6 protein-coding genes are annotated in these 14,864 nt (G+C 65.6%); 4 read left to right on the plus strand and 2 right to left on the minus strand.

What is annotated here, in order from left to right:
* Nucleotides 1-8 precede the first annotated feature (8 nt).
* Entirely contained in the window at nucleotides 9-6,452 is a 6,444-nt protein-coding gene (locus tag MTX21_RS36680; RefSeq protein ID WP_280969307.1) for a non-ribosomal peptide synthetase, read from the minus strand.
* Between the two features lie 136 nt (nucleotides 6,453-6,588).
* Here MTX21_RS36680 and MTX21_RS36685 point away from each other — a divergent pair, with 136 nt between their 5' ends.
* The 3 genes from MTX21_RS36685 (at nucleotide 6,589) to MTX21_RS36695 (ending at nucleotide 11,893) form a co-directional block, all read left to right on the plus strand.
* A complete protein-coding gene (locus MTX21_RS36685) occupies nucleotides 6,589-10,062 on the plus strand; it encodes an AAA family ATPase (RefSeq protein WP_280969308.1) in 3,474 nt (1,157 codons plus the stop codon).
* Complete coding sequence (locus MTX21_RS36690) at nucleotides 10,059-10,850, plus strand: rRNA adenine N-6-methyltransferase family protein (protein ID WP_280971345.1); 792 nt, start codon at nucleotides 10,059-10,061, stop codon at nucleotides 10,848-10,850. Before MTX21_RS36685 ends, MTX21_RS36690 begins: the two co-directional genes overlap by 4 nt.
* A gap of 95 nt (nucleotides 10,851-10,945) precedes the next feature.
* Complete coding sequence (locus MTX21_RS36695; RefSeq protein ID WP_280969310.1) at nucleotides 10,946-11,893, plus strand: DUF6492 family protein; 948 nt, start codon at nucleotides 10,946-10,948, stop codon at nucleotides 11,891-11,893.
* 12 nt (nucleotides 11,894-11,905) lie between these two features.
* Here the strand turns inward: MTX21_RS36695 and MTX21_RS36700 are convergent, their stop codons facing one another.
* On the minus strand, nucleotides 11,906-12,973 hold the full coding sequence (locus tag MTX21_RS36700; RefSeq protein WP_280969311.1) for an endo-1,4-beta-xylanase: 1,068 nt from the start codon (nucleotides 12,971-12,973) through the stop codon (nucleotides 11,906-11,908).
* 433 nt (nucleotides 12,974-13,406) lie between these two features.
* Between MTX21_RS36700 and MTX21_RS36705 the strand changes: the two genes are divergently transcribed.
* On the plus strand, nucleotides 13,407-14,843 hold the full coding sequence (locus MTX21_RS36705) for an oligosaccharide flippase family protein (protein ID WP_280969312.1): 1,437 nt from the start codon (nucleotides 13,407-13,409) through the stop codon (nucleotides 14,841-14,843).
* Nucleotides 14,844-14,864: the final 21 nt, after the last annotated feature.

The following is a 14,864-nucleotide window of genomic DNA, read 5'->3' on the forward strand; positions in this document are numbered from 1 at the left end:
GGAATGTTTCAGGCCGCCCTGCGACTGAGCAATCGTCCGAGCGACGCGTTTGGCTGCGCGACGGCCGCTGTCAGCAGCGCGACGAGATCTTCCATCCATTCACCAACCATCCGGCCGTCGAGCAGCTCGCCCTTGTAATTGCAAGACCCGGTGATGCCGGTCGGCCGCTGCTTCAGCATCAACGACAGAAATGTCTGGTCGATCGGCAGCACCGGCTGGCCCTCGCGCGCGATGTTTCCGATCGATCGCACCCCGATATCAGTCAGATCGAGCGGCTTTCGCAGCGGATTCTGCAGCGTGAAATAGACCTGGATCAGCGAGGCCGGATCGATCCCCTCCTGCTGCAGATGGTCGGCAAGGATGTTGAATGGCAGCTCCTGCCGGGCATACGCGTCGAGCACGCTCTGGCGTATCCGCGCAAAAGCCTGCACGAACGATAGATCAGGCGCGATCCTGGTACGGATGATCACCGTGTTCTCGAACGGGCCGATGATCCCGTCGGTGTCCGGCTCGGTGCGATTGGCGATGGCGGTGGCGACCGAGATATCGGTGCGCCCGGTCCGCGCCAACAGCAGAGCCTTCACTCCGGTGAGGAGAGCCATGAACAGCGTGCCGTTGTGCTGGCTTGCAAACGCGGTGAGCCGCGCGATCAGCTCGTGCTCCAGGTTGACCGGTTGGTGGCCCGTGGACGCGCCGGGGCTTGCCTCGCCGTCGAAGACAGGAGCCGCGCCGCGCAGATGGTTCGTCCACTCCGCGGCCTGCCGGCGCGCCGCATCGGTGCCGCACCACCAGCGCTGCCAGCGCGCAACGTCGGAGAAGGCGAGGCGCAATTTCGCTAGCGAACCGGACGGCCGTCCGGAGCGCGCGGCATAGCGGATGGACCATTCCTCGAACAGCACGCCGATCGACCAGCCGTCGGCGATGGCATGATGCAGCGTCAGCAGCAGGACATGATCGGTGGCCTCAAGCCTCAACAGCCGTGCCCGCAACAGCGGCGCTCGTGTGGTGTCGATCGGCGTGACGGCTTCCTGCCCGGCCAACAGCTTGACTTTCCTGAGCTGGAGCGCCTTGAGCCGCTTGTCGTTTTGTCGCCGTCCATTGCCGATGGTCTCAATGGCAAGCAGCGGGCCTAACTTGCCCGACGCGGCGATGCGGCTGACCGGCTCATCGCCGTTCCAGCCGAATGCCGTCCGCAGCGATTCGTGCCGGCTGACGACGTCATCGAGCGCCTGCGCCAGGGCGACCGCATCGAGCGGCCCCTGCAGGCGGAACGCGAAGGGCAGATTGAACAGCGGCAGATCCGGCAGGTTCTGCTCTATACGCATCATCTGATCCTGCGCGATCGACGGTGCGGGAGGGCCGCTTTCCGTGAGCCGCGGGGCGCTTGCGGTAGCTTTGGGCGGCTTCGTCGCAAGGGCCTCGTCGACGCGCCGGGCGAGCTCCTCGACTGTCGGCGCCTCGAAGATCGTCTTGATCGGCAGCGACACGCCGAGCGCGCGGGCGACACGCGCCATTGCCTTGCCCGCCAGCAGCGAATGGCCGCCGAGATCGAAGAAATTGTCGGTGACACCGAGGCTCTCGACCTTCAGCAAGTCGATCCAGATGTCTGACAGCACCTTTTCGGTGAACCGGCGCGCCGGCACGGCGATATCCGCGCGGGAGGGCTCCTGCTGCGCTGACGCGAGCAAGGCGGACCGATCGATCTTGCCGTGGGCGTTGAGCGGCACCTGCTCCAGGAACAGGAATGCCGACGGGACGGCATGGTCCGGCAGCCGGCTCTTCAGGAAGTCGCGCAGCTCGTTGGCGCTGATCGGCGTGCCCGCCTTGGCCACGATATGGGCGATCAGCCTGACATCGCTGCTTCCGTCGCGGCGCGGCTCGACGATGCCGGCGCGTACGGCGTGATGATCGGCGAGCGCATTCTCGATCTCCTTGAGCTCGATGCGATAGCCGCGAATCTTGACCTGGTGATCGGCGCGTCCGAGGCATTCGATCGTCCCGTCGGCGCGGCGGCGGGCGAGATCGCCGGTTCGGTACAGCCGTGCACCGGGCTGGCGCGCGAAGGGATCGGGCAGGAAGCGTGCTTTGCTCTGCGCGGGATCGTTGATGTAGCCGCGGCCGACGCCGGCGCCGCCGACGCAGAGCTCACCGACCACGCCGACCGGCTGCGGCTCGAGATGCGCATCGAGCACGTAGAGCTGGGTGTTGGGCAGCGGTACGCCGACCGGGACGTTGGTCGTCACCGCCGCCGGCGCCTTGGTCAGGCGATGCAGCGAGACGTCGTCGGAGCACTCCGACGCGCCATAGGCGTTGATCAGCGGCACCCTCGGGCAGCGGGCGAACCAGGCACGGCAGAGATCGACCGGCAATGGCTCGCCGGTCGAGATCAACAGCCGCAATTTCGAGAAGGCGTGCAGGATGGGCGCTTCCTCCATCCGCTCGACGATGACGCGCAGCAGCGAGGGAACGATCTCGAGCACCGAAATCCGTTCGCGCTCGATCTCGCGCGCGAGCAGGATGGGATCCTGCACAATCTCATTGCCGCAGATATGGACGCGCGCGCCGATCATCGGGCCGGCAAGGAACTGCCAGACCGAGATCACAAAGCTCTGCGGCGCGGTCTGCGCGATCACATCTTTGTCCGACAGGCCGAGCTCGGAAATGAGGGACGCCAGATGGTTCGACAGCCCGCGCTGCTCGATCATGACGCCTTTCGGCGCACCCGACGAGCCGGACGTGTAGATGAGATAGGCGAGACTCGCTGCCGGACGCCGCGCCGCGCGGGCCGGCTTCGTCGATCCCTGCGCCAGCGCGTCCTCGAGCTCGGCCACCGGGATGCGCTCGACCAGCGGCTCGAGCAGCGGTTCGACCATGGCGGATTGCGCTCGCGCCGTCAGCAGCATCCGGGCGCCGCTCGATCCGAGGATCGTCGCGAGCCGCGTCGGAGGCTGGTCGGGATCGAGGTTGAGAAACGCCGCGCCCACGCGCTGCACGGCGATCATCGCAGCCAGCAGGTCCGGACCGCGATGCGCAAGCAGCGCGACGACTGTCTCGGCGCCGACGCCTTCACGCGCAAGCCAGCGTGCGGCCGCCTGGCTGCGGCGGGCGAGCTCGCGATAGCTGAGCGATACCCTCCCGTCGGATACCGCCACGGCGTTCGGCGTTTTCTTGGCTTGCCTGTCGAAGCGGTCGCAAAGATTGCCGCGCGCAGTGAAGTTGGCCGGCATGCCATGGCCCATCGCCAGCAACCGCCGGAGCTCGGGCGCCGTCAGCAGCGGCATGCAGGAGACGCGCTGCTCCGGGTTGGCGATGACGGCCTTGAGCAGGGTTTTGAACTGCGCGGCCATCTCTGCGATGGTGTCGGCGTCGAACAGGTCGGTGGCATATTCGAAGAAGCCGGCGAAGCGGCCGTCGACCTCGACCAGTTCGAGCGTGATGTCGAAGCGCGCGACCTTTGGGTCGACCTCCAGCCGGCGCGTCGACAGGCCGGGCCAGCGTGCGGCCTCGATCGATGCGTTCTGAAGGATGAACATGATCCGAAACAGCGGATTGCCGTCGCTCCGGCGTGTGATCTGCAGCGCCCGCAACACTTCCTCGATCGGAAGGTCCTGATTGCGATAGGCATCCAACGTGACCTGGCGAACGCGCCGCAAGACTTCGCCGAAGCTCGGATCGCCGCCAAAATCGTTGCGCAGGATCAGCGTGTTGGCGAACAGTCCGATCAGGCGCTCGCTCTCGATCTGGTTGCGGTTCGCGATCAGCGAGCCGGTCGCGACGTCCTCGTGCCCGGTGTGGCGGAACAACAGGCATTGGAAGGCCGCGAGCAGCGTCATGAAGGGCGTGACGCCCTGGTCTTGGCTCAGGGATCGCAGATCGGCCGACAGGGCTTTCGAGAAGTCGAGATAATGGCGGGCGCCGTGACCGCTCCAGACCTGCGGTCGCGGCCGGTCGGTCCGCAGCGGAAGCGTGGTCACGCCGTCGAGCTGGGTCCGCCAATAATCGAGCTGCTCCTTCGCGGCCGGCGACTGCGCCCATGTTTGCTGCCAGAACGCAAAGTCGCGGTACTGGAAGGCGGGTGGGAGCAGCGCCACCGCACTTCCCTTACGCGCGGCGGAATAATGCGCGGCTAGCTCCTCCCAGAACAGGCTTTGCGACCACCCATCTGTGACGAGGTGATGAATGTTGATCACCAGCGCGTGGCCGGACTTGTCGAACGAGAGCAGGATGACCTTGAGCGGCACCTCGCGCGCGAGATCGAATGGATATTGCGCAAGTTTGAGAGCCTCGCGCCTGATGGTCGCGATCCGCTTGTCTTTCGGGCATGGTCTGAGCTTGATCCGTTCGAAGCTGGGCGCCGATCGAACGGCCCGCTGCATCGGTTCACCGCGCTGTTCGACGAAGACTGAGCGCAGCACCTCGTGGCGTTCGCAGATTGCGGCAATGCTCGCCCGAAGCGCAGTGACGTCAATCTGCCCCGTGAGCAGGGCCACCTCGACCACATTGTAGTTGTAGCGCGTCGGATCGAGCCGCGAGAGCAGGTACATCCGCTGCTGCTGGAACGACAGCGGGGCGTGGCCTTCCGCGGCGCGGTGCCATGACGGCAGCCTCATCTCGCGGTTGGTGGTGGCGGTTTCGAGCCGGGCCGCAAGCGCCGCCACGGTGGCGCAATCGAAGACGTCCTCGAACGAGAAATCGACGTTGAAACGTTCGCGCAGGCGCGAGCGCATCTGCGTTACCGCAAGCGAGTCCGCGCCCAGCGCAAAGACGTCCTGATCGATGCCAACCTGCGGAAGCTCGAGGAGGCCGGCCCAGATTTCCGCAAGCTGGGTTTCCAGCGCGTTGCGCGGCAACCGCGCCTCGTCGCCGTCGGCATCGATCGCGATCAGTCCGGCCAGTGCGTTGCGCTTGACCTTGCCGCTGGCGCCCTTTGGCAGCGCCGCCGCGCTGCGGATCAGGCTCGGCACCTTGTAGGCCGCGAGCCGCTTTCGCGCGAACTGGCGGAGCTGATCGGACGTCGCATTGGACCCCGGCCGCAGCACCACAACGGCCGCGACGTTCTCGCCGAGCTTCAGATGCGGAATGGCGAACACGCCGGCCTCCAGCACAGCCGGATGGCTGAGCAGCACCTCCTCCACCTCGAGCGGCGAGACCTTTTGTCCGCCGCGGTTGATGACGTCCTTGATGCGGCCGACGATGAAGAGATAGCCGTCGGCGTCGAGATAGCCGAGATCGCCGGTCCGAAACCAGCCGTTGCGGAATGCTGCCTGTGTGGCCGCATCGTCATTGTAATAGCCGCGGGTCATGTTCGCGCCGCGCAGCATGATCTCGCCCTGCACGCCGCTAGTGCACATGCGGCCCGCCTCGTCCATGATCGCGATCTCCGGGCCCGCGGCGCGGCCGACCGAGCCGACCTTGCGCATCTCGAACGGATTGGCCGCGATCTGCGAGGCCGCTTCGGTCATGCCGTAGGTCTCGAGTACGGGGACGCCGAAGGTGGCCTCCAACCCTTCAAGGATGGCAGGCGCAAGCGAAGCCGAGGCCGAGCGGATCACGCGGAGCGGCGACGACCGGGCGCGGTCCGGGTCCACTTCCGCCGCCGTCAGCAGTGCGCGGTGAATCGTTGGCACCGCCGTGTACCAGGTCGGTTGCAGCGCCCGCATCCAGCCGAAGAACGACGCTGCGTCGAAGCCGTTGGTGCAGATGACGCTCGATCCTGCGGCGAGCGCGGTCAAAAGGCCGGAGATCAGTCCATGTGCATGAAACAGCGGCAGCACGTTGAGCAGGCGGTCGTGCGCGGTGAGCGACAGCGCACGGCCGGCATTTTCGGCGGAGAGGCACACATTGCGGTGTGTCAGCGGTACCATCTTCGGCCGCGCCGCCGTGCCTGAGGTCAGCAAGATGAATGCGTCGTCATCAGCGCGCGAGACGCCGCTGCTGTTGGCAGGGCCGACGGTCGGACCGATCAGCTCGCAGCCGCCGAGGTTGTCCGCCGGACCCGACACGAAATCGATCACCGCGATGCCGAGCGCCTTGGCCACATCGCGGCTCGGCGAGTTCATGTCGGACCGCGTGACGAGTGCCGTTAGCTTCAATTCGCTGAAGTAGCGCTGCAGCTCGTCCGCCGTCAGATCGGGATTGACGGGGACGCAGGCGCAGGCCGTTGCGACCGCGATCAGCGCCAGCGCGCTGTCGGCGCCGCGCGGCAACGCAACGGCGATACGGTCGGCAGGCGCAATGCCGAGCCCGCGCAACGTGCGAACCAGATGCTGGATCCGGGCGCCGAGCTCGCCATAAGTGAGTTGTGGCCGGTCCGGGGCGAGCAGGGCGGGCGCGGCCGGAGTCTGCCGGGCGTACACCTCGAGGAGGCCGCCGATATGCGCAACGCTTCGCGTTTCGGCCAGCGTGCTGGCCAACCGGTCCGGCGCCGGGTGTGCAGCCTCCGACAATGCCATTCCTTTTTGGTTTGATTGGGCTATTCTTCCAAGAACTTAGGCAATGCGTCCAGTCTGAGGTGAAGTTTAGGCCCCAAAATCTGTGGTTGAGGGGCCTTAAAGCGCTTCGACGGAGTGATGGTCGGGCAGAATCACCATGCTGGAGAACGAGCTGGACAGGGGGACGGAAGGCGCCTTGAAGCGTTGGCTCGAAGACGTTGGTCTCGGCCACTACAACGATCTTTTCGTACAGCACCGCCTCGATCTCGACGTCATGGGCGACCTGACCGAGGCCGATCTGGCCGAGCTTGGACTGCCGCTCGGCGATCGCAAGCGGCTGCAGCGGGCGATGACGGCTCTGTTTCAGGCCGAAACGGCCGAGAAGCCGGGTGCGGCGGCGGGTCCGCAGGCTAGGGCCGAAGTCGGCGCCGAGCGGCGCCAGCTCACCACCATGTTCTGCGACATGGTGGATTCCACCTCGCTCTCTGCCCAGTTCGATCCGGAAGACGTGCGCGATATGATCGCGAGCTTCCGCGAGACCTGCGTCCGCGTGGTGAAGCATTACGAAGGCTTTGCCGCCCGCTTCGTCGGCGATGGTATCCTGGTCTACTTCGGCTATCCGACCGCGCATGAGGACGACGCCGAACGCGCGGTGCGCGCCGGGCTCGAGATCGTGCGGGTACTCTCGACCGCGCGCGCGATCGAGCCGCGCGGCGCACTCAGCCATGCGCCCGCCGTTCGCATCGGCATCGCGACCGGCCTCGTCGTGGTCGGCGACCTCGTTGGCCAGGGTACCGAGGAGCGCGACTCCGCGGTGGGAGAAACAGTCAATCTTGCCGCGCGGCTGCAAGGTCTGGCGCCGTCCAACGGCGTGGTGATCTCTTCGTCGACGCAATCGCTGCTGAAGGGGAAATTCGACTACCGCAATCTCGGCGTCCATGCGCTGAAGGGCATCTCGGAAAAGACTCAGGCCTGGCATGTGGTGCGCGCATCGCGGGTGGAGACCCGTTTTGCCGCCGTCATGGGCACGCGGCTGACCCCGCTCGTCAATCGCGAGGAGGAGATCGCACTGCTGATGGGGCGCTGGCAACAGGTCAAGGACGGCGACGGCCAGGTCGTGGTCAAGTTCGGCGAACCCGGCATCGGCAAGTCGCGCATCGTGCAGGAGATCTTCGAACGGATTTCAGGCGACCGGCACGGACACGTCTCGTTCCAGTGCTCGCCCTATCACACCTCGACCGCATTCTATCCTTTCATCGAGCAGCTCAAATTCTCCCTCGGCCTCGACCGCGAGGACACGTCCGGCGCGACGGTGACGAACCTCGAGTCCGCGATCGCCGCCGCCCATGGCGATGTCGAGCAGGTGACGCCGCTTTTGGCCGCACTGCTGTCGATTCCCACGGCAGACCGCTATTCGCCGCTCGATCTGTCGCCGCAGCAGCAGAAGGACGCGACCGTCGCGGCGCTGGTCAATCATCTCTTGGGCCTCGCGCGCGACATGCCGCTGGTGATCGCCCTCGAGGACTTGCACTGGATCGATCCGACCTCCCGCGAGGTCGTCGATCTCCTCGTCGACCGCGCACAGAACCGGCCGATCCTCGTCATCATCACGGCGCGTTCCGAATTCCAGCCGAGCTGGAACGCGCATTCGCACATCACCACGCTGGTACTGAACCGCCTGAGCCGGCCGCTGCGCGCGACCATGGTCGAGCGCGTCGCCGGCCGGGAGCTTCCCAAGGAGGTGGTCGAGGAGATCATCGTCAAGACCGACGGCGTGCCGCTGTTCCTGGAGGAGCTGACCAAGACCGTTCTCGAATCCAACGTGCTGACCGAGCGTCACGGCCGCTACGTGCTGTCGGGCCCGTGGCGCCAGCTCGCGATCCCCGCCACGTTGACGGACTCGCTGATGGCGCGCCTCGACCGCATGGGGCCGTTCAAGCGGATCGCGCAGATCGGCGCCACCATCGGCCGCGAATTCTCCTATGAGACGCTTCACGCGGTCGCCAACACGCCGGCCGATCAGATCGAGGCGGCGCTCAATCACCTGGAAGGGGCAGGGCTGATCGTGCGGCGTGGTCATCCGCCGGATGCGCTCTACTCGTTCAAGCACGTGATGATCCAGAATGCCGCGCATGCGAGCCTGTTGCACAGCGAGCGGCGCAAGCTGCATTCCAGCATCGCCCACGTGCTCGCCGAGATGTATCCGGAGAAGGCCGAGCGCGAGCCTGAGCTTCTCGCCCACCATCTGACCGAGTCCGGGCAGAGCGAGGGCGCGGCGAGCTTCTGGCTCAAGGCCGGCAAGCGGGCGGCCAAGAGCGGCGCCAATCTGGAGGCGATCGGCCATCTGCGCCGCGGCCTCGGCGTCATCCAGGCCAATCCACGCATGCAGGGCGCCGACGAGATGGAGCTCGAGCTGCGCATCGCGCTCGGCAACGCGCTGATCGCGGCCAAGGGCTATGCCGTGCAGGAGGTCGAGGAGAACTACATCCGCGCGCTCGAGCTCGGCCAGCAGCTCGACGACGAGGAGAACACCTTTGCCGCCACCCGCGGGCTCTGGGTCTGCCATTTCATCCGCGCCGACCTCACCCGCGCGCATGATCTCAGCGTCGAGCTGTTGAAATTCGCCAAACGCGAGCGGCTGAACGAGCGGGCGAAGCCGGCGCAGCAGACCGGCTATCTCATCGAGGCGCATCGCGCGATCGCGATGACCATGCTGTATCGCGGGCGCTTTGCCGCCTCGCAGCATCACCTGCACCGCTGCATCAACCTCTACAGCCCCGACCTGCACTCCGACCTGATGGAGCGGCATGGCACCGATCCCGGTGTCGTCTCGCTGTCCTATCTCGGTTACCTCTTGTGGTTCCTCGGTCGCCCCGATGCGGCGCGCCAGCACAGCGAGCAGGCGATCGCGAATGCGGAGAAGATTCGCCATCCCTTCACGTTGGCCTTCGCCCTCGTGTTCGGCGCCTATCTCTGCCAGCACTTGCGCGACGTCGAGGGCACGCGCGACCACGCCAACCGCGCCATGATCATCGCGACCGAGCACAATTTCCTGCACTGGAAGCAGCAGGCGGCGATCCTGCGCGGCTGGGCGCTGACCCAGCTCGGCGAGGCCGACGAGGGGCTGAGCCAGATGCGCTTCGGTCTCGACGAATATGAGGCGATGGACTCCTGGCTCGCGGGCTGCTGGTTCCGCTGCCTGCTCGCGGAAGCCTATGCCAAGGTCGGCCTGCGTGATGCCGCCTTGCGCGCCCTGGATGGCGCACTCGCGACCGCAAGACGAACCGGCGATCATTCTTATCTCGCCGAGGTCTATCGCCTGCAGGGCGAGATCACCCTGTCGGATGGCAGCACGGCCTCGCTCCAGGAGGCGGAAGATCTGTTCGGCCTGGCGCTCGAGACCGCGCGCAAGCAGGGCGCGTTGTCCTGGGAGCTTCGGACCGCCGTGAGCCTCGCGCGCCTGTCGCTGGACGCCGGCAGACGCGAACATGCGTCCCTCCTGCTCACCCCGATCGTCGGCAAGTTCAGCGAGGGTTTCCTCACGCCGGACCTGAAGCAGGCGATGCAGCTCGTGAACGAGCTCGGCGCGGACGCGTCCGCCGGCCGTCACCACGCTGACCTGGTGAGATGAGCGACCTCGCGGCGGCGCGTGCGCGTTACGTCGAGCTGATTGCGCGGCGCGAGCGGATTTCATCGCCGCGCCTGCTCGAGGCGCTCACGACCGTGCCGCGGGAGGACTTTCTGCCGCGGGGGCCATGGCGCATCAAAAGCGCGGCGGCGCGCAGCTATCGGCTGACGCCGGACACCGACCCCGTCCATCTCTATGACGACGTGCTGGTGGCGATCGATGCGCGCCGCAAACTCGATACCGGCCTGCCGAGCCTGTGGGCACATTTCATCGACGTGCTCGATGTCAGGCCCAAGCAGCGCGTGGTGCAGGTTGGTTGCGGGCTCGGCTATTATTCTGCCGTGCTGTCGAGGATGGTGGGCCCGAAAGGCGAGGTGCGTGCGATCGAATGCGACGAGCGGTTGGCGCGGCGCGCCGCTGGCCGTCTCGCGCCGTATCGCAATGTCGATGTTTTCCATGGCGACGGATGTGCCGATATTGGCGGCCCGGCGGATGTGATCATCGTGCATGCGGGCTGCTCGCATCCACAGCCGATATGGCTGCAGTCGCTCCGTCCGCGCGGCCGGCTTCTTGTGCCGTTGACCCAAAGGGACCGCGAAGGGGCCGTCATCAGGATCACGCGGAAGGCGAGGGGTTTCGAGGCCGAGGCGGTCCAGCAGATCCGGATCTTTCCCGGCCACGGCCGCGGCACGACCACGCTCGATGATCGCGTTGCCGACTGGTGGGAGCGGGCTTCATCACTGGCGCCGCTGCGCTTTCGCGGCCTCGCGCAGGGGCTGCCGTCGGAATAGTCCTTTGTTTCGCTTTACCTTGATTCGGGATGTGAGTTTCCATCGCTTCCCCGGGCGGGTATGGGTGCGGCTTGATGGCCATCCGAGCGCGCTCCATGCATTCTGTTGCACTGCTGACCGCCAGCTATGCCAAGGATATCGAACGCTTCTCGCTGCTCAGCGAGAGCATCGATACCTGGTTGACGGGGTACACGCGGCATTATGTTCTCGTTAACGATGAGGACGTTCCGCTGTTCGAGCGGTTCGGTTCCGACAAGCGCGTCATCGTTCCGGCCTCGCACTACTTGCCGAAATGGCTCTGGGCGCTGCCGCCGGCTCTTCAGTTCGGCAATCGGCGGGTCTGGGTTTCGCTGCTCTCTTCGCCGGTGCATGGCTGGCACATCCAGCAGATCCTCAAGATCGCCGGCGTCCTTCACGCGCCCGAGCAGCGCGTCTGCATTCTGGACTCGGACAATCTGTTCTTCCGCGAATTCGACATCGGCCAATATGCCGGGGCTGAGAAGACGCCGCTCTTCGTGACCCCGAGGGCGATCAGCGCCGACGCACCGCTGCACGGTCTGTGGTTGCGCACCAACGACCAGCTCCTCGGCGTGAAGGAGCGGCCCTTTCCGGCGGACGACTATGTCGGAAACGCGCTGGTCTGGGACAGGGACACCGTTCGCGCGATGACCGCCGCCATCAAGTCGGCGACGGGGAAGAACTGGATTCTGGCGCTGTGCCGGAAGAAGAAGTTCTCCGAATATCTGCTCTATGGCCATTTCGTCGCGAGTTCGCCGGAGCATCTGGCGACGCATCGGGCCACCGAGGACAGCATCGTCGTGCCGCACTGGGACGACACCCGCCTCGATCGCGCGGCGATCGAAGCGATGATGCGCGCTGCATCCCCCGAGCAGGCCGCGCTCTGCATCCAGTCCTATTCGTCGACCCCAGTCGACGAGATCCGCGAGGTGTTCCGGCTGCACTCGCGCGACCGGCGCAGCCCGAGCCTGTCTCCCGATCACATGGAGGACATGGCCGAATTCGAGAAGCCGAAGGCGCGCTAGAAGCGAACCGGCTCAGGCGGCGTTCGTGAATTTCGTGATGACGTCCATGAACGGCTTCGGCTTGAATTCGCCGTCGAGCGGCAACGGGCGGTTCGGCTGCTTGTCCTTGCGGGCGAACGTGCCGTTGATCCAGCTATAGCGGTCCGAGATCCCCCAGGTCAGGATCGAGCGCACCGGACCGCTGGTCGAGATCGCGCTGAGGAGATCATCGACACGCTTGGCGACGATGCCATCGCGCGCGGCCGGATCGCCCGTCAGCTTCTGGTCATCGACGTCGAGCTCGGTGACGAGGACTTGGAGACCCCACGACCGCAGCTCGGTGACGAACTCGGCAAGGCCATGCGTGTCGATCTCGAGCTCGGCATGCAGATGCGACTGAAGGCCGACGGCGTGCAGCGGCACGCCCTGATCGAGCAGATCCATGATGAGATGGCGGAAGGCGGCGCGCTTGGCGATGAAGCTGTCCTTGGCGGACTCGATGTCGTATTCGTTGATCGCGAGCTTCACATAGGGATCGGCCGCCGCCGCCGTGCGGAAAGCCAGCGGGATCCAGCGGTCGCCGAGATTCTGCGACCAGAACGAGTCACGCCTGTCAGTGACCTTCTTCGGATTGTCGGGGATCGGTTCGTTGACGACGTCCCACGACGTCAGCTTGTCCTTGTAATAGGAGACGACGGTCGCGATGTGATCGACGTAGGCGCGCTCGACGCCCTTCGCATCCTTGATCTGCTTGGTCCAGTCCGGAATGTCGTGATACCAGGCGAGCGCGTGGCCGCGCATCGTCAGATCGTTCTGCCTCGCAAAATCCAGGATCGCATCGGCGCGTTCGAAGGCGAAGGTGTGCGCATTCGGCCGCAGCATCGGCCATTTCAGTTCGAGCACCGGCACAACCTGCGTGCAATAGGTGCTGATCGCCTCGCCGAGCCGCGGATCGGCTTGCAAATCCCACAGCGTGGCCGCGGCGCCATAGCCCGGGCGGCGCTGGGTGAGCTTGGATGCCGGTGCGGCGGACGCAGATGCGCCCGCCGCGAGTGTTGCGGCGCTGCCGAGAAGGAATGCGCGTCTGTCGAGCTTGATCACGTGGCGATGTTCCTTTTGGAACTAACACGTCATCGTACCAAGCAAGGCGTTGCGACGCTGAGGTTTCCAGCGGGTGAGTTAACTTTCGCCGGACGAGATGTCCGCTCGTCTCTTCTCCTGGGACCCGCCGGCACCAGGGAAGCGTAAGCGCCGCCATTCGGCAGGGAGGCCGGGTTCGCCCGTCAGTCACGCCGACGCATTGGAGCAAGCCGGGCGACGTTTCGAAATCATGGATTTCTTTCGGTGATCGCGGCGGTCCGGACAGGGCAAATTTAACACTAACGCGCAAAATCCGCTTCGCTGCGCCATTCGCGATCCGATTTGCAGACTTATGTGACTATCTTTGCCGATGCTGCGGCGCAATCCGTTCGCCACACCAAGGTCCAACTGCTTAACGATCCATTAATCAGGCCGCCAACGGTCCCGTGCTCGCATGCTGAACCGCCATTTCTCGATCTACCTTGCGGCCTATGTGCTGCCCGCCGCGGTCGGCTTCTTCGCAATCACCGCATACACGCGGCTTCTGAGCCCGGCCGAGTACGGCGTCTACGTCGTCGGCATCAGCATCGCCAGCATTCTCGGCGCGATCTTCTTTGCCTGGATCAAATTGTCGGTGTCCCGCTATCAGGCCATGTCGGCGGAGGTGGATTTTCGCGGCACGGCGATGGTCGGCTTTGCGCTGACGGTTGCCGTGCTCTGCGCCACGGCGCCGCTCGTCCTCCTGTTCCGCAGCGACGTCAGTGTCGAATTGCTGCTTGCCAGCATGTTCGTCGCGATCATGGCGAATGCGGTCGACGTCGGCCAGGAGTTCGAACGCGCCAAATTGCGGCCCTATCGGTTCGCTGCCATCGCGATCGTACGCAGTATCTCGAGCGTCGGCTTTGGCCTCTTGGGAATCTGGCTCGGCTGGGGCGGCATGGGTCTGCTCGCGGCGTTCGGTTTGGGCTCGCTGACCGGGATCATTCTGAATCTGGCGGGCGATCGGACCAGGATCGCGCGCTTTCAGCGCTCTCAGTTCATGCAATTGGCGCGCTATGGCCTGCCGCTGACGCTCGCCGGCCTCTCGGTCGCGCTCTACTCGACCTGCGACCGGCTCATCGTCGCCTATCTGCTCGGCAAGGACGCCGCCGGCATCTTCGGTGTCGCCGCCGATCTGCCGCGCCAGTTCATGGTCATGATCGCCTCCAGCGTCGCCGCGGCGACCGTGCCGCTGGTGTTCCGGTCGCTATCCGAGAAGAGCGATGCGGCAACCCGGGAGCGGCTAACCGAGAGCCTCGAACTCCTGCTCGTCGTGGTCGCGCCCGTCGCGGTCTGGCTCGCGCTGACGGCGGACCAGGTCGCCGGCACGCTCGTCGGCGTCGATTTCCGCGCCGGCGTGTCGGCGCTGCTGCCGATGCTGGTGCTCGCCCGGTTCTTCGGCATCGCCAATCAGTTCTACGTCCAGATCAGCTTCCAGCTTGCCGAGCGGCCCTTCATGCTGGCGGCGCAATCCTTCCTCACGCTGGTCGTGAGCGTGCTCTTGATGTTCGCGTTGGTCGCGGGCTACGGCATTTACGGTGCGGCGCTCGCGACGTTCGCGACCGAGGCCATCGGCTTCCTCGTCGCGGTCGTCCTGATGCGCCGCGCCTATCCCGTGCCTTTCGATCTCAACCGGCTCGCCGGCGTCGCGGCTTCAGCGGCGGCGATGGCCGCCGCGATCCTGCTTGCGCGATCGCAGGTCGCGGGCACTGGTCTCCTGTCGCTCATCATCGTGAGCCTCGCGGGTGGCTTAGCTTATGCCGCGACGGCATGGCTCCTCAACGTCGCCAATGTGCGGACGCTCTCGCTGCGCGTCTTGCGCACTTTCAATCGGAAGGCGCTGGGCGTGTAGCTGCGGTCGTGCCGCTCAGTA

The sequence above is a fragment of the Bradyrhizobium sp. ISRA430 genome, from assembly GCF_029909975.1.
Taxonomy (GTDB): Bacteria; Pseudomonadota; Alphaproteobacteria; order Rhizobiales; family Xanthobacteraceae; genus Bradyrhizobium.

Bases quoted from the DNA above. Each gene is read 5' to 3' on its own strand.
- MTX21_RS36680 (WP_280969307.1), bottom strand. From the start codon at position 6,452: ATGGCATTGTCGGAGGCTGCACACCCGGCGCCGGACCGGTTGGCCAGC.
- MTX21_RS36685 (WP_280969308.1), top strand. From the start codon at position 6,589: ATGCTGGAGAACGAGCTGGACAGGGGGACGGAAGGCGCCTTGAAGCGT.
- MTX21_RS36690 (WP_280971345.1), top strand. From the start codon at position 10,059: ATGAGCGACCTCGCGGCGGCGCGTGCGCGTTACGTCGAGCTGATTGCG.
- MTX21_RS36695 (WP_280969310.1), top strand. From the start codon at position 10,946: ATGCATTCTGTTGCACTGCTGACCGCCAGCTATGCCAAGGATATCGAA.
- MTX21_RS36705 (WP_280969312.1), top strand. From the start codon at position 13,407: ATGCTGAACCGCCATTTCTCGATCTACCTTGCGGCCTATGTGCTGCCC.